Genomic DNA, 23,645 nt, shown 5'->3' on the forward strand with positions numbered 1-23,645 from the left:
CCCAACCGGACGCCACTGGGGCAGCATCGGGCGGTCCGCGAACCACAACCCGGGTGCGGACGAAGCATGAGAAAAGGGGCAATGTGAAGAAAATCGTGGCGGTGCTCGCCGCGGCAGGCTTCGTGGTGGGCGGGGCGGTGCTCGCGCCGGTGGTCTCCGCGGCCCCACAGGCCAAGCCCGCACCCACCCAGGTCGGCTACGACCCCGCGCCGATCGCGTGGGGCACCTGTGCCAGCCCGGGCCTCGCCAGGCGCGGCGCGCAGTGCGGCTTCCTCGAGGTGCCGCTGAACTACAGCAAGCCGCAGGGCACGAAGATCAAGATCGCGGTCTCCCGGATCGCGGCCAAGGCGCCAGCGGACCAGTACCAGGGCGTCATGATCACCAACCCCGGTGGTCCCGGCGGTTCCGGCCTGACCCTGTCGGTGCTCGGTGAGTACGTGCCCAACGGCGCGGGCGAGTTCTACGACTGGATCGGCTTCGACCCGCGCGGCGTCGGCTCCAGCCAGCCCGCGCTGGCCTGCGACGGCACGTACTTCGCCTACAACCGGCCCTACTACGTGCCGGTGACGCAGAAGCTCGAGCAGACCTGGCTGACCAGGTCCAAGAACTACGCGAAGGCCTGCGACACCGCGGGCGGCGAGCTGCTCGACAACGTCAAGACCACCGACACGGTCAACGACATCGACGTGCTGCGCAAGGCGCTCAAGCAGGAGAAGATCAACTACTACGGCTTCTCCTACGGCACCTACCTGGGCCAGGTCTACGCGACCCTGTACCCGGAGCGGGTGCGCCGGATGGTGCTCGACGGCAACGTCGACGCGCGCAAGGTCTGGTACCAGGCGAACCTGGACCAGGACGTCGCGTTCGACCGCAACATCAAGGTCTACTTCGACTGGATCGCCAAGAACGACGCGGTGTACCACCTGGGCAAGAAGGGCCGCGACGTCGAGGCGCTGTTCTACCGCGAGCAGCTGAAGTTCATCACCAAGCCCGCGGGCGGCATCATCGGCCCGGACGAGTGGACCGACATCTTCCTGCAGGCCGGGTACTACGTGTTCGGCTGGGAGGACGTGGCGAACGCGTTCTCCGCGTGGGTCAACGGCGGCGACTACGCCGGTCTGAAGGCGCTCTACGACGCGTCCAACAGCCAGGGTCCCGGCACTGACAACGGTTTCGCGATGTACCTGGCCACGCAGTGCACCGACGTGCAGTGGCCCACCTCGTGGACCAGGTGGCAGATCGACAACTGGATCACCCACCTGCGCGCGCCGTTCGAGACGTGGGGCAACGCGTGGTTCAACGCCCCCTGCCTGAACTGGGGCGGCAAGGTCGGCACGCCGGTCAAGGTCGACGGCTCGAAGGCCCCGCCGATCCTGCTGCTCAACGAGACCCTCGACGCGGCGACCCCGTACGAGGGCAGCCTGGAACTGCGCTCGCGGTTCCCGAAGTCCGTCCTCGTCGAGGGCGTCGGCGGCACCACGCACTCCGGTTCCCTCAACGGGATCGCGTGCGTGGACGACAAGATCGCCGACTACCTCGCCACGGGCAAGCTCCCCGCCCGGGTGGCGGGCCGCCGCTCCGACGCCCAGTGCGAACCGCTCCCGCAGCCGGTTCCCGCTGGTGCGGCGCAGCGCAAGGCGTCCATCGCGGCGAACGACATCACCCGCGCCGACCTCCAGAAGCTCATCATCGGCGCACGCGGCTAGTTGCCAGACCTCAAAGGGCGGACGCGATCTCGCGTCCGCCCTTTGGGCTTTCTAGAACGGGATCTCGAAGTGCACGGTCTGGAAGGTCGCTGGGTCGCCGTTGCCGCCGTCGTGGACTTCCTTGGCGACTGAACGCCAGAAGGGCGCGGCGCTGGGGACGCGGGCGTCGGTGTGGAGGTAGAGGACGTCGTAGCCGCCTTCCGCCGCCACGAACCTGGTCGCCTCCGCCACCAACTTGCGTGCCAGGCCGTGTCGCCGGTGTTCGCCACGCACGTAGACGCGGAACAGTTGCGCGGTGCGGCCTCGCGGGTAGCGGTCGACCAGCCACTGTGGATGCGGCGGGCTCTGCGGGAGCACGGCCCGGACTCCCGTGGTGGCCACCACCTCGTCGTCCAGGGTGGCGACGAACAGCGCGTGCCTGGGGTCGCGCAGGTACACGGTTTCCGGGTCGACGACGTCGTCGTGCCAGCGGGGGTGGTAGCCGTAGCCCAGGTCCCGGTAGAGGGTGTCGAGCATGACCGAGCGCGCGCCGGGGACGTCGGCGGGGGTGGCGGCTCGGATGGTGTAGGTCATGGGTTCCCGATCTTCGAGTTGCGGACCAGTCCGTTGTGGAGGGTCACGACGCGGTCGGCGAGGTGGTCGGCGACGGCGTGGTCGTGGGTGATCAGGACCAGGGTGAGGCCGTGGGCGGCGCGGAGCGCGGCGAGCAGGCGCAGGACGCTCGTGCGGGTGACGGCGTCGAGGCCGGTGGTGATCTCGTCGCAGACCAGGACCCGCGGCCGGGCGAGGAGCGCGCGGGCGAGGGCGGCGCGGTGGAGTTCGCCGCCGGAGAGGGTGGCGGGTCTTCGGCGGGCGGTCTCCTCGGTGAGCCGGACCTCGGCCAACGCGGCCAGGGCGGCGCTTCTGCTGTCCGCTGTGGACATGCCGCGAAGTCGTGCGGCGGTGCGGGCGACCTGGTCGAGCACGGGTCGGCGGTGGTCGAACGAGGCTCTGGCGTCCTGGAAGACGTACTGGACGGCGGCGAGGTCTTCTCGTGACCGGGACCTGAGCGTGCGGGCAAGCGGCCGACCGTCGAGCGCAACGGTGCCTTCGCTTGGCGGGTGCAGACCAACGATGCACCGGGCCAGCGTGGTCTTGCCACTACCCGATGGCCCCATGACAGCGACGCACTCCCCCGCCGACACGTGCAGATCAATGTCCTGGAGAACAACGTTGCGCCCGTGCTTGGCGGTGAGCCCTTCGATGCGCAGCCGCTCCGCGCTGATCGCATCGTTCGCGGCCGCCCGCAACGGCTCGACCAGCAGCGCACGGGTATAGGGATGCCGAGGCGCGGTCAGCAACTCCGCGGCAGGCCCTGACTCGATGACTTTCCCCGCCCGCAACACGACAACGTGGTCCGCCAGCGCCCGCACAACCTCCATGTCGTGGCTGAGCACCACCAGCGCCGTCCCGCGCGCAACGATGCTCGCGAACTCGGCCACCACCTCATCCCGCGTCTCCCGGTCGAGCCCGGTCGTCGGCTCGTCCGCCACGACGACAGCGGGATCGCACAGCAAGGCCTGTGCCAGCACCAGCCGCTGCTGCTGCCCGCCGGAGAGCTGGTGCGGGTACCGATCGAGCAGTGCCCGCGGGAACCGAGCCGCCTCCACCGCCCGCCCGACCTCGGCGGCGGTCGCCAACTCCCGCAACACCGCCCCCACCCGTCGAACCGGGTTCAACACCGCCCCCGGGTGCTGCGGCACGAACCCCACCCGCCCCCGCACCCGCACGTCCCCGGATACCCCCGCCCCCACCGGGAACTCCCCCAACAACGCCAACCCCACAGTCGTCTTCCCACTCCCCGACGCCCCCACGATCGCCAGCACTTCCCCCTTCCCCACCCCGAACGAAACCCCGTCCACCAACGCCCGGCCCACCTCGACCCGGAGCCCCACCACCTCAACCACCACCGCGCTCACCACCCCACCCACTTCCGGAGACCCACCCCGCAAACCCCCAGCCCCCACCCAGTCCCGGGGGGCGTCCCCGTCGCCAGTCTATCGGCCCACGGTTGCGCACAACCCGGTTCGCGTCGATCTGTGGACAACTCGGCCGTTGTGGACAACTCCGACCTGCACCCACGCCATGTGCCCAGGCGAAGTTCACCCGGTAGCGCAACCCATGGGGAGCGCGAGACCACCCGACGCAGTTCACCGCCACCCGCCACCCCGGCGGGCATAGACCTCGCCGCCGCCCCGATGCCACACGCTGAACACAGGCCAAGTGGGGCGCCGCCCGCCGCGTAGTCGCATCGTTCGGAGCCGTTGTGGTGACCTGGAAGTCACCGCCGTACCGCGCAAATGGATCGCCGCCCGTCGTTCCGCGCCATCGTGGTGGCACGGGAGTCACCGCCGTACCGCGCGGTCGAAGACGAGGTTCACGCCCACCGACCACGCGATGATCAGGAGCGCCGGGACGACGACGGCGGAGGGGATGAGGAAGAGGCCCGCTTGGTTGCGGTCCACCATCACCGCCCAGTCGGCCGCGTCCGGGGCCACGCCGACGCCGAGGAAGCCTGCCGAGGCGACGAGGTAGAGGGATGTGGTGATCCGGACCCCGAGGTCGGCGACCAGCGTCGGCGCGACGGCGGGGACCACGTAGCCGAACGCCAGTCGCCGCCGGGTCTCGCCCTGGAGTCGCATCGCTTCGAGCGCGGGTCGGCTGGCGACCTCCAACGCCGCCGCCCGCACCACCCGCACGAGGTCGGGCACCGTCACCACGGCCACCACCACGACCACCGTCCCGTACCCGCGCGGCGCGATCCCCGCCACCAGGATCAACACCAACAACGACGGCACCGCCAGCACGACGTCCAGCGGCCGCATCACCACCTCGTCCAACCACCGCCGCCGCGCCATGGCCGCCACCAACGCCAACGGCACCCCCACCGCGTACGACACCCCAGTCGCCACCAGCGCAATCCCCACAACCGACCGCCCACCCCCCAACACCAACTCCAGGACGTCCCGCCCCACGAAGTCCGTCCCCAGCACCCCCCTGTCCACAAACGCCCGCCCCCGCTCCACCTCCCCCACAAACCAAGGCCCCACCACAGCAATCACCAACGGCACCGCCAACAACACACCCCCAACCCCCAGCCCCCAACGCCCCTTCACCCCGCACCACCCACAAACCCACCACGCGCACCAGCACGGCAATCCCACCCCACCCAGCAGTTCGTCCAGCGCTCCCGCCGACCCGGCTCGGTCATCGTCATGCGGCGGTTCCGGCGCGAGGTGCCAGGCGGAAGGCGAGTAGGTCGGCGGCGAGGTTCACCAAGACCGTCGTCACGCCGAACAGGACCGCCAAGCCTTGGACGACCGGCATGTCGCGCCCAGCGACCGCGTCCACCAGTGCGGTCCCCAGCCCGGGGATCACGAACACCGCCTCGACCACGATCACCCCGCCCAGCAACCAATCCGTCGTGCGCGCCAACTGCTGCACCGCGGGCGCCAGGGCGTTCGGCAACGCGTGCCGGTAGTCGACGCGGGATCGGCTCAGGCCGAGGCGGCGGGCGTGGCGGACGTAGTCCGAGGCGAGGGCGTCGATCATGGCGGCGCGGACGAGGCGGGTTATCGCGCAGAGTGGGCGGGCCAGTAGGACGATCACGGGCAGGACCAGCACGAGCGGGTCGGCCAGCGGGTCCGCGCCCAGGGCGGTCGGTGGCAGCCAACCCAGGGTGACCCCGAACAGGGCGACCAGCACGATCGCCAGGGCGAACTCGGGTACCGCGTGCAACCCGATCGTGGCGGCCGTGACCACCCGGTCGACCCCGCGACCCGCGCGGCGGGCCACGAACACCCCGAGCAGCACCGACGACGGCACCAGGAGCAGCAACGTCACCCCTGCCAGGAGCAACGTTGTCGGCAACCCACCCGCGATGAAATCCACAACCGGCCGCCCAGACACCAAGGACGTTCCGAGATCACCCGTGACCAAGCCGCCGAGCCAGCCGACAAAGCGCTCCACAGCGGACTGGTCCAACCCCATCGAGGCGCGGATCGCCGCCACCCGCGCGGGGTCCGGGTTGTCACCAGCCAGTGCGACAGCAGCGTCCCCCGGCAGCGCCTCGACCAGCAAGAACACCGCCACCAGAACCACGAGCACCTGCACGAGCCCCAACGCCACCCGGCGGGACGCGTACCGCCCCAGGGTCACCGCAGCCACACGCGGTCGAATCGGGCCCAGCCGAGGGTGTTCGCGGGCGCCGTCCCCACGCCGTCAACACTCGGAGACGTACCCACGACCCAGTCAGCGAAGCCCCACACCAGATACCCACCCTCGGCGTGCAGAGTCCGCTGCATCTCCTGGTACACCGAGTCTCGCACGCCAGCATCCACAGTAGACACTGCCTTGTCGTAGAGCGCGTCGAACTCGGGCCGCGCCCACTTGGTCACGTTGGTGGTGGACTTCGACAGCAGCCGCTGGGACAGGTGCGACTCGATCGGCATCGCGCCGGAGCGGAAGCTCGACAGGGAGCCGTTCTTCAGCGTGTCCGACCAGAACGTGTCCTTGTCGCCGACCGTGACGTCGAGCGTGATCCCCGCCTGCCTCGCCTGGTCGGCCAGCACGGTCGCCGCCTCGACGAAGCCGGTCGCCGCCTCCGAGGTGTTCAGCGCGACCTTGAGGCCATCGGCACCGGCCCGCTTGATCAGGAACCGGGCCTTGTCCAGGTCGCGGGCCCGCTGCGGAATGTCGTCCGCGTAGTGCCTGTACCCCTTGCCGTACAGGTCGTTGGCCACCTGACCCGACCCCGACAGCACCGACTCGACCAGCTGCGGGCGGTCCGCCAGCAGGAACATCGCCTCGCGCAGGTCGCGGTTGTCGAACGGCGGCCGGTCGACCTTCATCGCGAACGCCTGGATGCCGCTGTTGGGCGAGCGCAGGATCCGCACCCGACCACCAGCCTCGTGCGCTCGGGCGGTGACCGGCGACAGGTCGTGCGCGTACTCGACCTGACCGGCCAGCAAGGCGTTGACCCGCGCCGATTCCTCGTTGGCCAGCACGAACTCCAGCTCGTCCAGCTTGGCGGCGCCGTCCCAGTAGTCCGCGTACCGCTTGACCACAGTGGACCGACCAGGGGTGAACGAGGAGAACGAGAACGGCCCGGACCCGACCGGCCTGGCGAAGTCCTCAGTAGACTCGGGGATGATGTAGGCGGAGAACGTCGCCAGGGCATTCGGGAACTCGACGTAGGGCCGGGTCAGCACGAACTCGACTGTCCGGTCGTCCACCTCGCGACTGGCCGTCAGGTCGATCACCGCCAGGCTGGCCTTGGCCCGGAACGCGCGCTTCGGGTCCAGGATGCGCGCGTAGCTCGACAGCACGTCGGCGGCCCGCACCGGCCGTCCGTCGTGGAACGTGGCCTGGCGCAACGAGACCCGCCAGACTGTGGCGTCCGCATTCGACTCCCACTTCTCGGCGAGCCGGGGCACCGGGGTCAGGTCGTCGCCGAAGTCGGCGAGCTTGTCGTAGAGCGCCTTGGACCGCGCCGCCTCGACGAACAGGCTCGCCATGTGCGGGTCGAGCACCTCTTTCGCGCCGCCACCGGCGAACGCGGCCCGCACTCGGCCACCCGAACGCGGAGCGGACTGCCCAGGGCTGGACGCGCACCCGGCTAACGCGAGACCACCGGCGAGGGCCAGGAAGCCGCGTCGGCGCAGGGTCGGGAACGGGTCGGACATGGCGGGCCTCCAGGAAGGGGCTAGCGGGGACGGGAGCGGGCGACCAGGTGCAACCGGTCGCCGGATAACGCGGTGGACAGCACGGCGTCGGGGGCCCACCGCACGTCGGTGCGCGGGCCGGGTTCGTCGAACAGGGCGAGCACGTCGAACCCCGCCGCCGCCAGGTGCGCGCGCAACTCCAGCGGGAACAGCAGCCGCCACGCGGTCTCCTCGACCACCGGGTCGGCCAGTTCGGCCCAGGTCCACACCCGGTGCCTGCGCAACAATTGGTTGGCGTGGTCGATCCACAGCCGGGTGCGCGCGGTGTAGGCGATCCCGTCCCACGCGACCGTGCGGACGGTGACCTCGTTGAGCAGCTCGGTGTTGCCCAGGAAGAACGCACCGTTGCGCATCTCGGCGATCAGCAGGCCACCCGGTGCGAGGTGGGCGTGGCAGTTGTCGAGGAACGCGCGCAGGTCCGCATCGGTGTGGCAGTAGAGCATGGTGCTGTCCAGGCACGTGACGACGTCAACGGTGCGACCGATGTCGAACGCGCGCATGTCGCCGTGCTTGAAGTCGACACCGTTGTGCCGGGCGGCGGCGAACGCCAGCATCGAGTGGGACAGGTCGACCGCGGTGACCTCGTAGCCCAGGCGCGCCAGGTACCCGGCGTCGCGGCCGGTCCCGCAGCCGACGTCGAGCACCCGCGTGCCGCCGCCGAAGCGGCCGATGACGTCGTGCGCGAACCGGGCAGCGCGGTGGTCGGGATCCGGGAACCGGCGTTCGTAGAGTTCGGGGTTGTCGGTCAGGAAGTTGCCCATGTCGCCGTCCTCTCCGGAATCCGCACGCACACCGCGCACGCCAGCCCGACCGCCGCGCACACCAGGCACGCCGCCCAGCCGCCGAGGTCGCTCACCCAGCCCACGACCACCGTCGTCACCGCGGCCAACGCGCCGGAGACGAGGTAGAAGACGCCGAAGTAGGTGCCGGTGACCCGCTCCTCGCCGAACACGGGGACCAGCTCGTAGACGAACGGTTGCGCCACCATGCACCCGACGGCCAGCCCGAGAACAGCGACGACCACAGCGGCGATCGAGAGCGCGGGCCACAGGTAAGACGCAGCCGGGGCGAGGAAACCCGAACCCATCAAGCCAAGTCCGACCGCGACAGTCCGCCGACGCGGCATGTCCTTGAGTGCCTTGGTGATCCACACCTGTCCGATCAAAGTGACCACAGTGGACAGCACGAACACCCCGGCGACACTGCCTGCCCAGCCGGTCGCGCGGGTGGCCTCGAACGGCAGCACCAGGTACAGCTGGTTCTGCAACGTGAACAGGCCCGCGGCGGCCGCGCTGAAGACCAGGAACGGTCGATTCGCCAAGCACGCCTTGATGTCGGCGAACACCGAGGTCGGCGCGGCGGGCACCGCCCGCGCGGGCAGCACGAGCGCCTGGACGACGGTCAGCACCGCGAAGATGCCCGCCGCGACGGTCGCCGACAGCCGGAAGTCGACCAGCAGCAGCACGCTCCCGAGCACCGGCCCGACGAGGGCGCCGGTCTGCCCGTAGACCGCGAACAGGGCGAACACCTCGGCCCGCCGCGGCAACGGTGTCTCGACCGAGATGTACGCGCGCACCGCGGGGTTGAACAACGCACCGGCGACGCCGCTGAGCACCGCCGCCGCGAGCAGCACCGCGGGCGCGTCGCCGAGGGCGAACAGCCCGAACCCGAGGGCGCGGACGGCGCAGCCCGCGATGATCACGCCGCGCACGCCGAGCCGGTCGGCCGCGGTGCCGCCGAGCAGGAAGAGCCCTTGCTGGCTCAGGTTGCGCACGCCGAGCACCACTCCGGCCAGCGCGGCGGAGAGGCCGAGGTCCTCGGTCATGTGCGTCGCCAGGTACGGGATCAGCAGGTAGAACCCGGTGTTGACGCCGAACTGGTTGACCAGCAGCACGCGCACCGGGAGGGGGAACGACCTCACCGCCGCACCAGGCCCCAGCCGGGGCCGCCGCGCAGCCGCACCGTGCCGTCGACCCCGCCGAGCCCGGTCCACGGGTCGTCGGCGAGCAGCAGGTGACCGTCGAGGTCGACCCAGCGGGCGTGCCCGCTCAGGTGCACGGCGGGCGCGATGCCCAGCGAACTGGACACCAGGCAGCCGAGCAGCACGTCCAGGCCCGCCGACCGCGCCGCCTCGATCGCGGCGAGTGCCTGGGTGGGACCGCCGAACTTGGCCAGCTTGATGTTGACCCCGTCGACCACCCCGGCGAGGTCGGCCACGTCGTCGACCGTCTCGACGTCCTCGTCGGCGACGACCGGGATCGGCGAGCGCGCGGTCACCCAGGCCAGTCGTGCCCGTTGGCCCGGCGCGATCGGCTGCTCGACCACCTCCACTCGGGACGGTGCCATCCGCTCCAGCGTCCGCACGGCCTCGTCCGGGGTCCAGCCACCGTTGGGGTCGAGCATGATCCGTGCCTGAGGGGCCGCCGCCCGCACTTGCGCGACCCTGGCGACATCGTCCGGCGAACCGGCTTTGACCTTCAGGACGGTGAAACCTCGGCCCACCAGCGCTTCGGCGGCTTCTCCGGCGGGTACGCCGAGACCGATCGTGCGCGCGGTCGACACATCCGTCCACTGTGGATGTCCGAAGAGCTCATGCGCGGGCACGCCGGTGCGCACGGCGGCCAACTCCCACAAGGCGGCGTCCACCCCGGCCCTCACACCGGGGTGGAGACCGGCGAGCAAGTCCTCGCCGATGTCAGGCAAGGCGTCGGCGACCACGGCGAGCTGCTTGGCGATCTCCGCCGCGTCCAGTCCGTAGTAGACACTGGTGATGATCTCCCCTCGGCCGACGTCGCCGTGGTCGGTGAGCGTGACCTCGACGGCCTCGCGCTCGTTCATCACCGACCGGGAGATGCGCAGCGGCTCGGCCAGGCGCAGGGTCGAGCGGGTCCAGTCGAGCCTCATGCCGGGACCCCCAGCGGGTCGGTGACGGTGGTGCACCGGGACCAGCGGCTCAGCGGCGCCGCGGCCGGGTCCGCGACCTCGACGGGGTGGTCGGACGGGCGGCCGAGCAGGCCCCTGGCCTGGCAGAACCCGTCGTCGAAGATCGTCTCCAGGTACCGGTGCACGCCGTCGGGGAACACGGTGACCACGACCGCGCCCGGCTCGACCCTGGCCACCCAGGCGGCGACGGTGGCGACCGCGCCCGTGCTCCAGCCGCCGCTGACGAACCCGTCGCGGGCCAGTGCGCGGCAGGCCGCGACGACCTCCACCGGGCCGAGCCAGTGCACCTCGTCGAACTCGCGGTACGCAACGTTGCGCGGGTGGATGCTGCTGCCGAGCCCGCGCATCACCCTGGGCAGCGCGGGCTGGCCGAAGATCGTCGAGCCGACCGCGTCGACCCCGATCAGCCGCAGATCGGGCCGGTGCCTGCGCAACTCCCCCGCGACGCCCGCGCTGTGGCCGCCGGTGCCGACGCTGCACACCAGGACGTCGATGTGGTCGAGCTGGTCGAGCAGTTCGCGCGCGAGTGCGGCGTACCCGGTCGGGTTGGCCGGGTTGTTGTACTGGTCGGGCCAGTGGGCGCCGGGGATCTCGGCCAGCACCGCGTGCAGCCGGTCGAGCCTGGCGCGTTGCCAGCCGCCGGTCGGGTGCGGCCGCGTGACGACCTCGAGGCGGGCGCCGTGCGCGGTGAGCAGGGCGCGCATCACCGGTTCGAGCTCGTCGTCGACCACCAGGACGACCGGGTGGCCCAGGGCCTGACCGGCGAAGGCCAGGCCGAGGCCGAGGGTGCCGCTGGTGGACTCCACGACCGGGGCGCCGGGGGCGAGCCTGCCGTCGGTGCGGGCGGCCATGAGCATCGACACCGCCGCGCGCGCCTTCATCCCGCCCGCGCCGAGGCACTCCAGCTTCGCCCAGAACCCGGTGTGCTGGTGCGGCAGCGGGGTGGTGACCCTGGCCAGCGGGGTGCCGCCGACCAGGTCGAGCAGTTCGGGTCTCACCGGGCCTCCCGGTAGCGGTGCAGCACGGTGGGGCCGCCGTCGAGCCAGAAGAAGGGGTAGGGCTCCGCGCACACGGCCGTGACGCCGGTGCCGATCAGACAGGGCAACACTGCGCTGCCGGTCTGCGCGAACATCACCAACGGGACGTCCGCCGCAACGGCCGCAGCGCGCAACGTCTCGAACGAGCCGTTGCCGAGGGTCATCCCGGTCGCCAGGATCGCATCGCACCCGGTGAGGTCCGCATCGTTGCTAATCGGCTCGCCCCATTCGGTCCGACCGCCCCGCAGATCGCACGGCCGGTAGTGGATGCCGCGGTCGCGCAGGTGGTGCAACAGTGAGTTCACGACGCCGACGACGAGCACCCGCTGCCCCGGCACCGCACCGAGCAGGTCGACGACGTGCCCGGCGCGCACCAGTGACTTCTCCAGCGACGTGCCCTGGTCGATCCGAACGTTGTCGTCCGCGTGCTCCTCGTGCGGCCGGGCAGCCATCAGGTACGCGTCCAACGCCGCCACTCGCACGGCGAGCACCGGGTGGTCGAACAGTGCGTCGACGGGCGCACCGATGCAGTCGTAGACCAGGTCGTCGTCAACGGTGCCGGGTTCGACCGCGCACGACCCGACCGCGCGGCCGACCCGCAGGCTGAGGACCTCGTTGCGGTAACCGGTCCCCCTGGTGTCGTGCCGGACCGCCTGCCGGGTGGTGAACCCGACGCTGACCTCGTTGTCGGTGGGCAGGCCGAACGCGCCGCCCCGGACCTGGTCGACCAGGTCCGCCACGACCGCGCTCATCCGGCGTACCGGACCGTGAGGCCCGCGACCAGCTCCTCGACCCGCGCCCGCGCGCCGGGTCCGGCCCGGTCGACGACCATGACGTGGCCGAGGTAGGCGTTGTTGCTGGTCGGGTCGCCCGCCGTGTGCCCGGCCGGTTTCACCGCCCACTCCACGACGTCGGCGGCGGCGAGGGCGTCCACCCCGTTGATCTCCGCGACCACGCCCCGGCGGGTGGGCAGGAGGAACCCGACGGCGGCACTGCGCGCGCCGGTGGGGGTGGCGGCGATCTCCGGTGTCTCGCCCAGGGCCAACCGGACGTGCAGCATCGGCAGGTCGACGCCGGTCGTCCTGCGGACCAGTTCGGTGATCCGGTTCCCCGCGGGTCTGGGGTTGACCTCGACGATCTTCGGGCCGGTCGCGGTCAGCTTGACCTCGGTGTGCCCGACCACGCGGTCGAGGCCCAGCGCCTCGATCGCGGCGACCGCGACCTCGGTGACCGCGGTGTACTCGGCCTCGCTGAGCGCGGCCGGGAACATGTGTCCACTTTCGACGAACCACGGAGCGCCCACAACGGACTTGTCGGTCACCCCGACGACCGTCGTGCGACCGTCCACAGTGACCGTCTCGACGCTCACCTCGGGTCCGACGAGCAGCTCTTCCAGGAGTACGGCCGGGTTTCGCACCTGCTGCCGCGCGTTGACCGGGAACCCCGCCAGCGCCCTGACCGCGTCCCCGAGCTCGGTCTCGTTGTGCACCACCCGCACGAACATGCCCGCGCAGAGGTCGACCGGCTTCACCACCAAGGGAAAACCGATCCCCCGCGCCGCCGTGACCGCTTCGTCCCAGCCGTGCACGACCGCGAAATCAGGCCCGGGCACGCCTTTCAGCGCCACCCGCGCAAGGTCTTTGCGGCAAGCCCGCTCGACCGCTTCCGGCGACGGCCCGGCCCACCCCAGCCGCTGCGCGAGCACCGCCACGGCGGGCAGGTAGTAGTCGCACGAACTGACCACACCGTCGAACCGGAGCGCTCGGTGCAGCTTGCCCACGTGGGCGACCAGGGACTCGACGTCGTTGGTCTCGGCGGCGAGCACGTTGTCCGCCGCCAGCAACGGATGCGGCCCGGGACCCGGGTTCGACCGCAGGTAGTGCTGCACGTCCCTGGTCACGAAGCTGAACCGATGCCCCGCCTCCCGCACCGCCCTGGGCAACAACGCGCTCATCGCCCCGACCCAGCTCTCCACCATCACCAGGTGCCCCACCAACACTCCTCACCCCAGGCCGACCCACACCGACCGCCAACGATAACCATTGTCGACAAGTGCCGTATAGATCAGATCCACGCATATGTCGCTTGTGGACTGACGGGAAGGTGGACCGGTCGGACGCGGGCGCCGTGCTGGACGATGGTCGTCCCGCGGAACGTGCGCGGCGGGTGGGTTCGCCCACGCGGCTGCGGCGTCGAAGCGCTAAGGAGTCGAAGCGCTAAGGGATCGGTGCGCTAAGGGGTCGAAGCGCTAAGGGATCGGTGCGCTAAGGGGTCGAAGCGCTAAGGGATCGGTGCGCTAAGGGGTCGAAGCGCTAAGGGATCGGTGCGCTAAGGGGTCGAAGCGGCGGTCACAAGATCAAACCGCGCGGAGCAGCCCCCGATATACAGCTTACCGAGGGGCACCGACAGAACGGGGCCACGAGCGGTGCGGGCTGTGGACAACTCGGTGGGCCGAGCTGAGCAGCCCCCAATACACAGCCTACCGGGAGAGGGCGACAGGACTCGGGTACCGAAGCGACGGCCTGTGGACAACTGCGGTGGTCACGGCGTCGGGCGTTCGGAGAGGCGGGGGTGGGGCGCCGTCAGCGGCGGCGCTGGGCGCGGGCGCTGGCGTACAGGCAGACGGCGGCGGCGGTGGCCAGGTTGAGGCTTTCGGCGCGGCCGTGGAGGGGGACCTTGATGGTGTCGTCCACAAGGGACAGCACGTCCGGGTCGAGGCCGTGCGCCTCGCTGCCGAAGATCCAGGCCGTGGGGACCGACAGGCCGCCCGCGTCGGCGACGTCGTCCAGGTCAAGGGAGGCGTGCCCGTCGGCGGCCACCAGGCGCAGGCCCGCGGATCGGCAGGCGCCCAGCACCTCGGGGACGTTGCGCGAGCGCCCGACGGGGAGGTGGAACACGCTGCCGGTCGACGCGCGGACGCACTTGCCGTTGTGCGGGTCCACCGTGTCCCCGGCGAACAGCACGGCCCCGGCACCGGCCGCGTCGGCCACGCGGGTCACGGTTCCGGCGTTGCCCGGGTCCGACACCCCGACCAGTACCGCCACCAACGGCGGCGACGCGGCGAGCGCCGACTCCACCGGTTGGTCCACAAGGGAGCAGACGGCCACCAAGCCCTGGGGCGTCACGGTTTCCGACAGCCCGGCCGCGGCCTTCTCGGTGATCTCCGAGACCGGCACCCGGGACTCGGCGGCCAGGGTCAGCAGGTCCTCGTTGCGGGAGGCGGCGAACTCGGTCACGAACAGCTCGTGGACCTCACCGAACGCCAGGGCCTCGCGGACGGCCTGGGCACCCTCGGCGAGGAAGCGGCCCGCCTTGTCGCGGGCCTGGCGGCGGGTCAGGGCCCGAGCGGCAACGACCCGGGGGGTGCGTTCGGTGAACGGCACTGCCCCGGGTCGTTGGACGCGCGTGCTCAGGAAGCGGCCTTGCCCTGGGTGCCCGCGTTGACGCGCGCGATCTCGACCAGGGCGGTGAACGCGGTGGGGTCGCTCACGGCGAGCTCGGCGAGGATCTTGCGGTCGACGTCGACACCGGCGACGCGCAGGCCCTCGATGAACCGGTTGTAGCTCATGCCGTTCTGCCTGGCGGCGGCGTTGATCCGCTGGATCCACAGCTTGCGGAAGTCGCCCTTGCGGGCGCGACGGTCCCGGTAGGCGTAGTTGAGCGAGTGGAGCACCTGCTCCTTGGCCTTGCGGTACAGCCGCGAGCGCTGGCCGCGGTAGCCGCTGGCGAGCTCGAGGGTGGTCCGGCGCTTCTTTTGGGCGTTGACCGCCCGCTTGACGCGTGCCACGGGGTCCGTCCTGTCGATCTAGTGGGCGCCGCGAGGCGCCCGGTGGTCAAGGGGGTGGGGTCGACCTAGCGGGCCAGAAGGCGGTTCAGGCGGCGCACGTCGGGCTTGGCGACCTCTTCGGTGCCGGAAAGCCTGCGGGTGAGCGCGCTGGACTTCTTCTCCAGCTTGTGGCGCAGGCCCGCTTGCTGGCGGCGAAGTTTGCCCTTGCCGGTGATCCGCACGCGCTTGGCGGTACCGGAGTGGGTCTTCATCTTCGGCATGTTCGATCCTCGTCGTCGTGCCGCCCGCGGGCGGTGAGGCCCGCGGGCGGCCTTCGGGGGTTGTGCGCCGACCGGTCGTCCCGGTCGGGGTCAGTCCTGGGCGACGTTGTCGGCGGGTGCCTCGATCGGCAGCTCGACGGCCGCCTCGGTACCCGCTTCGTCGTCGGAGTTCGCCGAGGTCGACTTCGGCTTCGGCTTCAGGTTCTTGTGCGGCGCGAGCACCATGATCATGTTGCGGCCGTCCTGCTTGGCCGACGACTCGACGAAGCCCAGGTCCTGCACGTCCTCGGCGAGCCGCTTGAGCAGTCGGAAGCCCAGCTCGGGGCGGGACTGCTCGCGGCCGCGGAACATGATGGTGACCTTGACCTTGTTCCCGTGCTCGAGGAAGCGCACGACATTGCGCTTCTTGGTCTCGTAGTCGTGGGAGTCGATCTTCGGCCGGAGCTTCTGCTCCTTGATGACGGTGAGCACCTGGTTGCGCCGGGACTCGCGGGCCTTCTGCGCGCTCTCGTACTTGAACTTTCCGAAGTCCATGAGCTTGCAGACCGGCGGGCGCGCCGTGGGGGCGACCTCGACGAGATCAAGATCCGCTTCCTGCGCCAGGCGGAGCGCGTCCTCGATGCGGACGATCCCGACCTGTTCGCCGTTGGGTCCGACGAGTCGGACCTCCGGCACGCGGATGCGGTCGTTGATGCGTGTCTCCGTGCTGATGGGGCCTCCTTGGTCCGGTAATGCTGTCCGGCGGGGCCACCCGAGAAGACGGGACCACCCTGCCGGTTGCGTTCCCCGCCCGCCCGGGTGGGCGGACGTGGCACGTCCAACTCGCGACGTGCACGGCACGTGAGGTCCCCAAAAACAGCTCGGACCCCGTGGTGCCAGGTGGCACGCCGGGGCCCGCTTCCAACCGATTGCCCGACGACACGCGTCAGGACACACCACAAGACCACCAGGTCAGAACCCGGCGGTCCGCGGCAACCGGACCCAGCTACCTCGCGGTGGCCTGGGTGGGAGCGGGGGCTCCACTTTGCCGCCCCCGCGCTGACGGGGGCTGGTCGCACGTGCAAGGGTAGCAGACCGTGAACGACGCTTCCGCCGCACCCGGCCCCGCCACCTCGGACGACACCCTCGACAACGCGCGCGAGCTCGCCGACATTCCGAGCGTGGAGGTGATCAGCCGGGCCGCGGTCATGCTGATGTCCGCCGCCGCCGAGCGGCTCGGCCTGGCCGACGAGGACCCCGCCACCAGCCCCCGCCGCGACCTGGACGAGGCGCGCAGGCTGATCACCGCCCTGGCCGGGCTGGTGACCGCCTCGGTGGAGTACCTCGGCCCGCACGCCGCGCCGATCCGCGACGGGCTGCAGTCGCTGCAGAAGGCCTTCCGCGAGTACTCCGCGTTCCCGGACGAGCCGGGCCAGGGCCCCGGAGAGAAGTTCACCGGACCGGTCTACTGATCGCGAACTCTACGACCACAAGCGTGACCGCGGCCACACCCGGGAGGAAGGTGGACCCCCTGGACCCCCAGGGAGGCAGCAGTGCCCGGTTCCGCCCCGATCCCACCCCCGCGCCAGACCGCCGACCCCGCTGAGCCGCCGACGCGGCGCGACCGCACACACCTGCTGTACCTGGCGGTGATCGCGGCCGTCGCGCTCGGCGTGCTGGTCGGCCTGGTGTTCCCGGCCACCGCGAAGGCCCTGGCACCGCTGGGCGCGGCGTTCGTGGCGCTGGTCAAGATGATGATCAGCCCGATCATCTTCTGCACGATCGTGCTCGGCGTCGGCTCGGTGGCCAAGGCGAGCCGGGTCGGTCGGGTCGGCGGCCTGGCACTCGGCTACTTCCTGGTGATGTCGACGGTGGCGCTGGGCATCGGGTTGCTGGTCGGCAACGTGCTGCACCCCGGCGACGGGCTGCGGCTGACCGAGGCGCTGCGCGAGAGCGGCGCGGCGCAGGTCAAGGGCGGCGAGTCGACGACGGAGTTCCTGCTCGGGCTGATCCCGACCTCGCTGCTGTCGTCGCTGACCGAGGGGCAGGTGCTGCAGACGCTGCTGGTGGCGCTGCTGGTCGGGTTCGCGCTGCAGCTGATGGGGCCGTCCGGCGAGCCGGTGCTGCGCGGGGTCGGGCACGTGCAGCGGTTGGTGTTCCGGATCCTGGCCATGATCATGTGGGCGGCGCCGATCGGCGCGTTCGGCGCGATCGCCGCGGTCGTTGGGGCTACCGGTGCCGGAGCGCTCAAGAGCCTCGCGGTGATCATGCTGGGGTTCTATGCCACGTGCGTGCTGTTCGTGTTGGTAGTGCTGGGTTTGCTGCTGTGGGCGGTGACGCGGCTCAACGTCTTCTCCTTGCTGCGCTACCTAGGCCGCGAGTTCCTGCTGATCCTGTCGACGTCGTCGTCGGAGGTAGCGCTACCTCGGCTGATCGCGAAGATGGAGCACTTGGGCGTCAGCAAGCCGGTTGTGGGGATCGCGGTGCCGACCGGCTACTCGTTCAACCTCGACGGGACCGCGATCTACCTGACCATGGCGACGTTGTTCGTGGCCAACGCGACCGGGTCGCCGCTCTCGCTCGGCGAACAGTTCTCGTTGCTGGCCTTCATGATCATCGCCGCGAAGGGCGCCGCCGGGGTGAGCGGGGCCGGGCTGGCGACGCTGGCAGGCGGGTTGCAGTCGCACCGGCCGGACCTGGTGGACGGGGTCGGGCTGATCGTGGGCATCGACCGGTTCATGTCGGAGGCGCGGGCGCTGACCAACTTCGCGGGCAACGCGGTGGCGACCGTCGTGATCGGGGCGTGGACCCGGGAACTCGACCACGACCGGGCCGTCGCGGTGCTCTCCGGCCGCCAACCGTTTGACGAGGCGACCCAACCGGACGCACCGGGCGGTGACGCTACGCGGGAGTCACCACCGAGCGCCGCGCCCGACTCGTCCGCACGGGCGAACGCACGGGAAAGCGCGCGTGAGGCGTAGCCTGGCCGCGCTGTCGTTCGTTGTACCGCGTGAGCCGCCCGCGACCGATGCCCCCGGTGCGGGCGGTTCGGCGTAGCGGTCCCCCGACGTTGTTCGTGCGCTGTACGGTGACGATCATGACCTCTCGGTGGGCCTTCGTCGCCACCCTCGCCACCACCGGCGCGCTGCTGCTGCGCCACCCCGCGCCACCGGGGGCCGTGGGCGGCTGGGGCTGGCTGGTCCTGGTCGCCGCGATCGCCGCGCTGGTCGCGCTGTGGCGGTTCCCCGGCCGGGCGTGGCCCTGGGTGCTGGTGGTCGGCGGCGCGCTGAGCACCGCCGACGCCGTGCTGTGGGTGGACAACTGGCCGTTGCCCGCGGGGGTCGACGTGGCCGTCCGGCTGCGGGTGGTGTCGGTGGTGACGTCCTCGGCCGCGGTGCTGCTCGTCTTGGGCGCTCTGGGCGGCGCGGGTCGACTGCTCGCGGTGGGGCATCGGGCTCACGGGTCCGCGTTGGCCGGGATCGCGGTGGGCGCGTACGCGGTGAGTGGGCCGTTGGCCCGATCGCGGTTCGAGCCCTCCATCTGGGACCTGGTGCCGTTCGTGGCGGCGGGGCTCGCTGTCGCGGGGGCGGCGGCCGCAGTGCTGATCAGCCGTCGCGACGCTCGGGCACCCGCTGGGCCGCCTTGGGTTCTCGCGGCCGGGGTGCTGGCGGTGGCGGTGAGCGCGCTGCCTGCGTTGGACGAGCGGCTGCGGCTCGTGTCTGTGGTGGGGCTGATCGTCGTCGGGGCGCTGACCGCGGTGCGCGCGACTTTGGAGACGACCGCGCTGGTCGTGGTCGCGGTGGTGGGGATCGCGTTGGTGCGCGCCGGGATTCGCCTCGATGGGCACCCGTTCGGTGCGCGGCCGAGTCTGCTCGCTTGGGTGGCGCTGGTGGGGGGCGTGTTGGTTTTCGCTGCTCTTGGGCTGAGTGCGGCGCGCGCGTTGCTGTTCACCGTTGCGGCGACTGCGGCGGCGTTGGTGCTACCCGTGTTCGTTGGCGACGGGGCTGGGTATGCGTTGGCGCTGCTCGCTGTTGGCGTGGGGCTGGTTGTGCTGTCTGGCGCTGTTGCGGCCGAGCGGTGCGGTGACGCGCCGTTGGTGGTGGTCGTAGTGCTGGGGTTGGTGGGAGCGCAGGCCGGGCCTTTGGGGGATCTAGTGCTGGGCAACGATCTGTTGGACAACAACCACCCGACGTGGTGGGTGACTCTGGCGCTGGTCACGTCCGCGGCACTCGTGGCTACCGGTGCGGCGTTGGAACGCTATGCGCCGAAGTCACCCACCCTGGCGTCGGTCTAGCGGATGGATCCCGGGACCCGCTCCCAGCAGACGAACTTGAAGTTGGTGCTCTCGCGCTCCCCCGGGCTGTTCTCGCCGTCGTGGACAACGAGCAGGCCGTGGGGGTAGTCCCGGCCGAGCGGGGTAGTGATGACGGCGGCACCGTCGCTGTGCTGCACGCCGTCCACTGTGGAGGAGTCAGCGATGGTGAAACCGCCGGTGTGCTTCGGGAGGCCGCGGGTGATGTCGTAGGTGACGAAGGTGCTGTCGCCCTGGCTGGAGGCTAGGAGCTGCTTCTGGCCGCTCTTGCCGTAAGCGATGGTGAGGCCCTCGGCGTCAGCGGTGAGGTAACGGCCTGCGGCAGGGGAAGGCGGGCCGGTGAAGGTGCACTCCTCGGTGGCCGGGTCGTAGGTCGCGGGCCTGCCGAACTCGCGGACCTTGTCGACCAGGGTGGGGCGGCCGAAGTGGCCCGCGCGCACGGGGATCCGCCAGATGCCGACGTCCTCCTGGGCGGCGTAGAGGGTGCCGTCGGTCGGGTCGAAGACCATGCCCTCGACCTGCGGGCCCTCTCCCGGCTCCAGGCACGGCGACCAGGTGCCGGCCGGGACGGTGAACGCGGCGGGCAGGTCAACCGTGTCGACGCGGCGGTAGGTGACACGGCCGCGGCCGTCGTCGGCGAGGCGGAACACACCGAGCCGGGTGTCGTGGCGCCTGCTCACGACGACCCAGGGCGTGCCACCGTCCGGGTCCGGCACGACGGTGAGGCCGTAGGCGGTGCGCTGCTCGTCGACCTCGGCCTCGGTGGCACTGAACGCCCGCGGCGGGGCGTCGGTGGTGACATCGGTCAGGACACCGGCGCGGTCGATCGCGTAGACCCGGATGCGGTCCCTGCCCCGATCGGACACGACGGCGAGGTCGAGCACGCGCCGCCCGACCCGGGCACCCTGCACGACGTCGACGTTGTTGAACCGCCCCGCCTCGGCGTCCGGGGTCGGCGCGGGCGGGGTCGCGATGTGCTGGACCTGGGTCCCCCGCAGGTCGAACACGGCGAGCCCGCCGTTCTTGAGCGTGCCCACCACCCGACTCCGCTCCGGCCGCGCGTGATCGACCCACACCGCCGGATCATCAGCGTCAGCCCCCTCGTCGTCGTAGTAGGGCTGCGTCTCCACCGACGCCCTGACCTGCGGAAGACCAGCAGCGGCGGGCAACGCGAGCAACGGGATCAAGACCAGGGAGCCGACAACGGCCGCGGTGCGCATGCGCGAAGATCCTGCCCGCCCGCCCTGTCCACCCGGTGAACACCGAACCACCAACCCACGTGCGCCAGCCGGCGGATCAACCCCCCTCGATGGCCCAGACCGGGCCCACGATCACCAGATGGGGTGGACCAGTCTGCGGATCGGGACGCCGCGGTGGCGGAGGCGGGCGACGGGGGCTCGGTGCACGCCGTGGCCGTAGCTGATGGGTTGGAGGTCCGGGCTTACCGCGCGGACCACGCGGAAGGGGCTGGTGGCGACGTCCGCGCTGGTCACGTCGACGACGGCTACTCGGATGCCCGCGGTGCCGAGGTGGCCGGCGAGGTCGGCGACCGAGGTGTCGAAGGCGGGTTCGGGGAGGTCGGCCAGGCGGGAGGTGCCGCCGCAGCGGAGGCGGTCGAAGGCTTCCATGCGGGCGGGCGGGAAGTAGAACGCGGCGTGGTCGAGCATCTCCCGGACCTCACCCGCGTGCCGGGGGGCGCGGTGGCCGTCGCGCAGGAGGGCGGCCAGGTGCGGGGCGGTCTGCGCGAGTTCCAGTACGGCGGCGCGGATGGCGGCGCGGGGGGACCGGTCGGAGCCGAGGCCCAGGGAGATCGCGGGCCAGCGCCTGCCGTCGCCGATCGCGAGGGCGATGGCGGTGGTGCCGTAGGCGGAGGTCGGCAGCACGTACACCTCGACCGCCGGGCCCGCCTCGCGCAGCGCCTCGACGACGTCGGCGACCTCGATGTCGAGGGTGTCGTCCAGTTCGACGAACCGGCCCTTCGCGCCGGAGAGCCACGCGCACATCATCGCGTCGCGCTCGACCAGTTCGAGGGTGGCGCACACGGCGGCGCTATCGGCGTCGGTACCCGCGGCGAGTCCGTTGGAGGTGCCTTGGGCGATCAGGTGCTCGGGCAGCAGCCCCATCGCGAGGTAGCTGAACACGGCGGGCACCCAGACAGCCTTATCGGTGCCGAGCCAACTACCGCGCACCCACGGGTGGTCGATGCGGCGGTCGTAGGCAACGTAAGGGAAGCCGCGCGCCGCGTACTGCTCTGGCTCATAGAGGGGGAACTCGCGTGGATCAAGCACTTCCCCGTCGAGGTCGGCCGCACGCGCCCACACCACCCTGTCCGGGTCAGGCAGCGACGCCGAGTACCGCTCGATGGCCTCCCCCACCGCCGACACGATCGCGGCGTGCCTGGTCATGCCCTTACCCCACCCGATCGGCATCGACCGGACCTCGCCGCCAACCACTAGATGCGGCGGAGCAGCGGTACCGACGTAGGGGCCACCGGTCAGCGGTTCGCTCACCGAGACCCACGGGATGACACCGGTAAGAGGGTCGACCCAACCCGCTAGCGCCTGCAACAACGCCTCGGGATCGTCCTCGTCCTCGGGGATGCCGACTGTCGCGATGCCGTCAGCGCCGCCGCACAGGTCGCAGTCCGGGAGCGGGATCACCTTGTGCCACAGCGTTTCACCCGACCCCACCTCGACGACGTACCCGACCAGGGCCTTGTCGCCCTCCACCGCGGCCCGCAGCATCTGGTCCACGACGGCGATCGCCTCGGCGGGGATGTCCCGCTCGCGCACGACCGTCGTGGCGTCGGGATCACGCTCGTCGACCGTCGCCGCAGCCGCCCCGAGCCGCCTGCCCCGCGCGCACGCCGCACATCCCGGCTCCCCCGGCACCGCCAACGGCCCGACCTCCACCACACCGTTCGTCGCGGTCACGGTCAACACCCGCAGCTTCGCGACCCGCGCCCGCCGCTCGAACGCGGGATCCTCACCGCGCACCACGGCCAGCCGTGCCCCCTGCACCAACGGCTCACCGGACACGGTGACCTTCGACCCGAACTCCTGGCGCAGGCAGTCCCGCAGGTGCCGGTCCCACTCCCGCACGCTCACGGCACGCGCCTCGACGACCTTGGGGACGACCATCATCTTGGTCGTCTCGTCGCCAGGTAGCGCGGCATCCGCGGGCTGACCAGAGGTCGGCCGCCCGGCAGCGGCAGCCGCGGCAGCGTCAACGGCGGCGACGACCTCCGCGGCGAGTGCGCGCGTTGTGGTCACCTGCGTCAGTTCGTCCACACTGAGGATGCCCGCCCGAGAGGTCACCTGGGTCGGTTCGTCCACTGTGGCGCCGGACGCGACGCGGCCCGGGGTCGCCCGCGTGGGGTCGTCGGTGCGGTTGTCCGTGTCACCCGGCACGCACTGGCCCCCGGTGATCGGTGCCCGTCCGCCCGGTCGGCACGACGGCCAGCCGCATGCGCTGCTCGCCGGTGGCCTGGCCGAGACCAGCAGCCTGACCAAGGCCAGCGGCCTGGCCGAGACGCTGACCAAGGCCACTTGCCTGGCCTGCACCAGTCGCGTGGCCGAGACCGGCGCGCTGGCCGGGGCGGGCGTGGTGGCGGCCGCGGGAGAGCACGCGGAAGTCGGCGGGGGCGGTGATGCCCTTGAGCCCGTCCCACGCGCGCACGCCCGCGCCGCCGTCGACGAGGGCGAGCGAGGCTGCGGTGACCCGGCGCGGCTGCACGACTCTGGCCTCGAGTTCCGTTGTCTCGAACACTGCTGTCCTCCTCGCACGACCCGCGACAGCAGTCGCGGCTACGAGGTAGGAGTCAGCATCCGCGACCGGGATACACCATGTCCAGATGTCG

The 23,645-nt window shown here is 71.3% G+C and carries 22 protein-coding genes; 4 read left to right on the top strand and 18 right to left on the bottom strand.

All coding sequences use genetic code 11. From position 1 onward, the window contains the following. Positions 1-83 precede the first annotated feature (83 nt). Complete coding sequence (locus tag BMY07_RS19650; RefSeq protein ID WP_092780412.1) at positions 84-1,706, top strand: alpha/beta hydrolase; 1,623 nt, start codon at positions 84-86, stop codon at positions 1,704-1,706. 51 nt (positions 1,707-1,757) lie between these two features. On the opposite strand, the gene BMY07_RS19655 is transcribed toward BMY07_RS19650, so the two are convergent. The 15 genes from BMY07_RS19655 to infC all read right to left on the bottom strand — a co-directional run bounded on the left by BMY07_RS19655 (position 1,758) and on the right by infC (position 16,170). After that, positions 1,758-2,279 (bottom strand): GNAT family N-acetyltransferase, encoded by a 522-nt coding sequence (locus tag BMY07_RS19655; protein WP_092780415.1) that lies wholly within the window; start codon positions 2,277-2,279, stop codon positions 1,758-1,760. Then, the gene (locus BMY07_RS19660) at positions 2,276-3,664 is read right to left on the bottom strand and encodes an ABC transporter ATP-binding protein (RefSeq protein WP_245782505.1); all 1,389 of its coding nucleotides are present in this window, start codon (positions 3,662-3,664) and stop codon (positions 2,276-2,278) included. The genes BMY07_RS19655 and BMY07_RS19660 overlap by 4 nt, the downstream gene beginning before the upstream one ends. A gap of 426 nt (positions 3,665-4,090) precedes the next feature. After that, positions 4,091-4,657 (bottom strand): ABC transporter permease, encoded by a 567-nt coding sequence (locus BMY07_RS19665; protein ID WP_245782506.1) that lies wholly within the window; start codon positions 4,655-4,657, stop codon positions 4,091-4,093. Positions 4,658-4,958: 301 nt separating this feature from the next. Continuing rightward, entirely contained in the window at positions 4,959-5,903 is a 945-nt protein-coding gene (locus BMY07_RS19670; RefSeq protein ID WP_092781106.1) for an ABC transporter permease, read from the bottom strand. Beyond that, the gene (locus tag BMY07_RS19675) at positions 5,900-7,429 is read right to left on the bottom strand and encodes an ABC transporter substrate-binding protein (protein WP_092780421.1); all 1,530 of its coding nucleotides are present in this window, start codon (positions 7,427-7,429) and stop codon (positions 5,900-5,902) included. Before BMY07_RS19675 ends, BMY07_RS19670 begins: the two co-directional genes overlap by 4 nt. A gap of 20 nt (positions 7,430-7,449) precedes the next feature. After that, on the bottom strand, positions 7,450-8,229 hold the full coding sequence (locus BMY07_RS19680) for a class I SAM-dependent methyltransferase (RefSeq protein ID WP_092780424.1): 780 nt from the start codon (positions 8,227-8,229) through the stop codon (positions 7,450-7,452). Continuing rightward, positions 8,214-9,389, bottom strand: coding sequence for an MFS transporter (locus BMY07_RS19685; RefSeq protein WP_092780427.1), 1,176 nt, complete (start codon positions 9,387-9,389; stop codon positions 8,214-8,216). Before BMY07_RS19685 ends, BMY07_RS19680 begins: the two co-directional genes overlap by 16 nt. After that, complete coding sequence (locus BMY07_RS19690; RefSeq protein ID WP_092780430.1) at positions 9,386-10,372, bottom strand: enolase C-terminal domain-like protein; 987 nt, start codon at positions 10,370-10,372, stop codon at positions 9,386-9,388. Before BMY07_RS19690 ends, BMY07_RS19685 begins: the two co-directional genes overlap by 4 nt. Next, entirely contained in the window at positions 10,369-11,409 is a 1,041-nt protein-coding gene (locus tag BMY07_RS19695) for a PLP-dependent cysteine synthase family protein (protein ID WP_218150690.1), read from the bottom strand. The genes BMY07_RS19690 and BMY07_RS19695 overlap by 4 nt, the downstream gene beginning before the upstream one ends. After that, a complete protein-coding gene (locus BMY07_RS19700) occupies positions 11,406-12,200 on the bottom strand; it encodes a Rossmann-like domain-containing protein (protein ID WP_092780433.1) in 795 nt (264 codons plus the stop codon). The genes BMY07_RS19695 and BMY07_RS19700 overlap by 4 nt, the downstream gene beginning before the upstream one ends. After that, positions 12,197-13,441 (bottom strand): ATP-grasp domain-containing protein, encoded by a 1,245-nt coding sequence (locus tag BMY07_RS19705; protein WP_092780436.1) that lies wholly within the window; start codon positions 13,439-13,441, stop codon positions 12,197-12,199. The genes BMY07_RS19700 and BMY07_RS19705 overlap by 4 nt, the downstream gene beginning before the upstream one ends. 589 nt (positions 13,442-14,030) lie before the next feature. Then, positions 14,031-14,831, bottom strand: a complete 801-nt coding sequence (locus tag BMY07_RS19710) for a TrmH family RNA methyltransferase (RefSeq protein ID WP_245782507.1) — start codon at positions 14,829-14,831, stop codon at positions 14,031-14,033. A gap of 26 nt (positions 14,832-14,857) precedes the next feature. Then, positions 14,858-15,235, bottom strand: a complete 378-nt coding sequence (rplT, locus tag BMY07_RS19715; protein WP_092780439.1) for a 50S ribosomal protein L20 — start codon at positions 15,233-15,235, stop codon at positions 14,858-14,860. 65 nt (positions 15,236-15,300) lie between these two features. Further along, a complete protein-coding gene (rpmI, locus tag BMY07_RS19720; protein ID WP_092780442.1) occupies positions 15,301-15,495 on the bottom strand; it encodes a 50S ribosomal protein L35 in 195 nt (64 codons plus the stop codon). 90 nt (positions 15,496-15,585) lie between these two features. Continuing rightward, the gene (gene infC, locus BMY07_RS19725; protein ID WP_245782508.1) at positions 15,586-16,170 is read right to left on the bottom strand and encodes a translation initiation factor IF-3; all 585 of its coding nucleotides are present in this window, start codon (positions 16,168-16,170) and stop codon (positions 15,586-15,588) included. A gap of 401 nt (positions 16,171-16,571) precedes the next feature. Between infC and BMY07_RS19730 the strand changes: the two genes are divergently transcribed. The 3 genes from BMY07_RS19730 to BMY07_RS19740 all read left to right on the top strand — a co-directional run bounded on the left by BMY07_RS19730 (position 16,572) and on the right by BMY07_RS19740 (position 19,768). Beyond that, the gene (locus tag BMY07_RS19730) at positions 16,572-16,946 is read left to right on the top strand and encodes a DUF1844 domain-containing protein (protein ID WP_092780448.1); all 375 of its coding nucleotides are present in this window, start codon (positions 16,572-16,574) and stop codon (positions 16,944-16,946) included. Between the two features lie 81 nt (positions 16,947-17,027). After that, positions 17,028-18,455, top strand: a complete 1,428-nt coding sequence (locus tag BMY07_RS19735) for a cation:dicarboxylate symporter family transporter (protein WP_425426329.1) — start codon at positions 17,028-17,030, stop codon at positions 18,453-18,455. A gap of 116 nt (positions 18,456-18,571) precedes the next feature. Continuing rightward, the gene (locus tag BMY07_RS19740) at positions 18,572-19,768 is read left to right on the top strand and encodes a hypothetical protein (RefSeq protein ID WP_092780451.1); all 1,197 of its coding nucleotides are present in this window, start codon (positions 18,572-18,574) and stop codon (positions 19,766-19,768) included. Here BMY07_RS19740 and BMY07_RS19745 read toward each other — a convergent pair. From BMY07_RS19745 to BMY07_RS19755, 3 genes are all read right to left on the bottom strand, one after another. Beyond that, a complete protein-coding gene (locus BMY07_RS19745; RefSeq protein WP_092780454.1) occupies positions 19,765-21,006 on the bottom strand; it encodes a phytase in 1,242 nt (413 codons plus the stop codon). The two genes, BMY07_RS19740 and BMY07_RS19745, sit on opposite strands and share 4 nt — an antisense overlap. Before the next feature lie 111 nt (positions 21,007-21,117). Next, on the bottom strand, positions 21,118-23,196 hold the full coding sequence (locus tag BMY07_RS19750; RefSeq protein WP_092780457.1) for a TOMM precursor leader peptide-binding protein: 2,079 nt from the start codon (positions 23,194-23,196) through the stop codon (positions 21,118-21,120). Beyond that, positions 23,186-23,554 (bottom strand): hypothetical protein, encoded by a 369-nt coding sequence (locus BMY07_RS19755; RefSeq protein ID WP_092780460.1) that lies wholly within the window; start codon positions 23,552-23,554, stop codon positions 23,186-23,188. The genes BMY07_RS19750 and BMY07_RS19755 overlap by 11 nt, the downstream gene beginning before the upstream one ends. Positions 23,555-23,645: the final 91 nt, after the last annotated feature.

Origin of the sequence: Actinokineospora terrae, from assembly GCF_900111175.1 — a bacterium.
GTDB classification, from domain to species: Bacteria; Actinomycetota; Actinomycetes; order Mycobacteriales; family Pseudonocardiaceae; genus Actinokineospora; species Actinokineospora terrae.

What these genes read in the sequence shown, in the direction of transcription:
- rpmI (WP_092780442.1), bottom strand. Translation starts at nt 15,495, where the DNA reads ATGCCGAAGATGAAGACCCACTCCGGTACCGCCAAGCGCGTGCGGATC.
- BMY07_RS19745 (WP_092780454.1), bottom strand. Translation starts at nt 21,006, where the DNA reads ATGCGCACCGCGGCCGTTGTCGGCTCCCTGGTCTTGATCCCGTTGCTC.
- BMY07_RS19690 (WP_092780430.1), bottom strand. Translation starts at nt 10,372, where the DNA reads ATGAGGCTCGACTGGACCCGCTCGACCCTGCGCCTGGCCGAGCCGCTG.
- BMY07_RS19680 (WP_092780424.1), bottom strand. Translation starts at nt 8,229, where the DNA reads ATGGGCAACTTCCTGACCGACAACCCCGAACTCTACGAACGCCGGTTC.
- BMY07_RS19700 (WP_092780433.1), bottom strand. Translation starts at nt 12,200, where the DNA reads ATGAGCGCGGTCGTGGCGGACCTGGTCGACCAGGTCCGGGGCGGCGCG.
- BMY07_RS19740 (WP_092780451.1), top strand. Translation starts at nt 18,572, where the DNA reads ATGACCTCTCGGTGGGCCTTCGTCGCCACCCTCGCCACCACCGGCGCG.
- BMY07_RS19675 (WP_092780421.1), bottom strand. Translation starts at nt 7,429, where the DNA reads ATGTCCGACCCGTTCCCGACCCTGCGCCGACGCGGCTTCCTGGCCCTC.
- BMY07_RS19655 (WP_092780415.1), bottom strand. Translation starts at nt 2,279, where the DNA reads ATGACCTACACCATCCGAGCCGCCACCCCCGCCGACGTCCCCGGCGCG.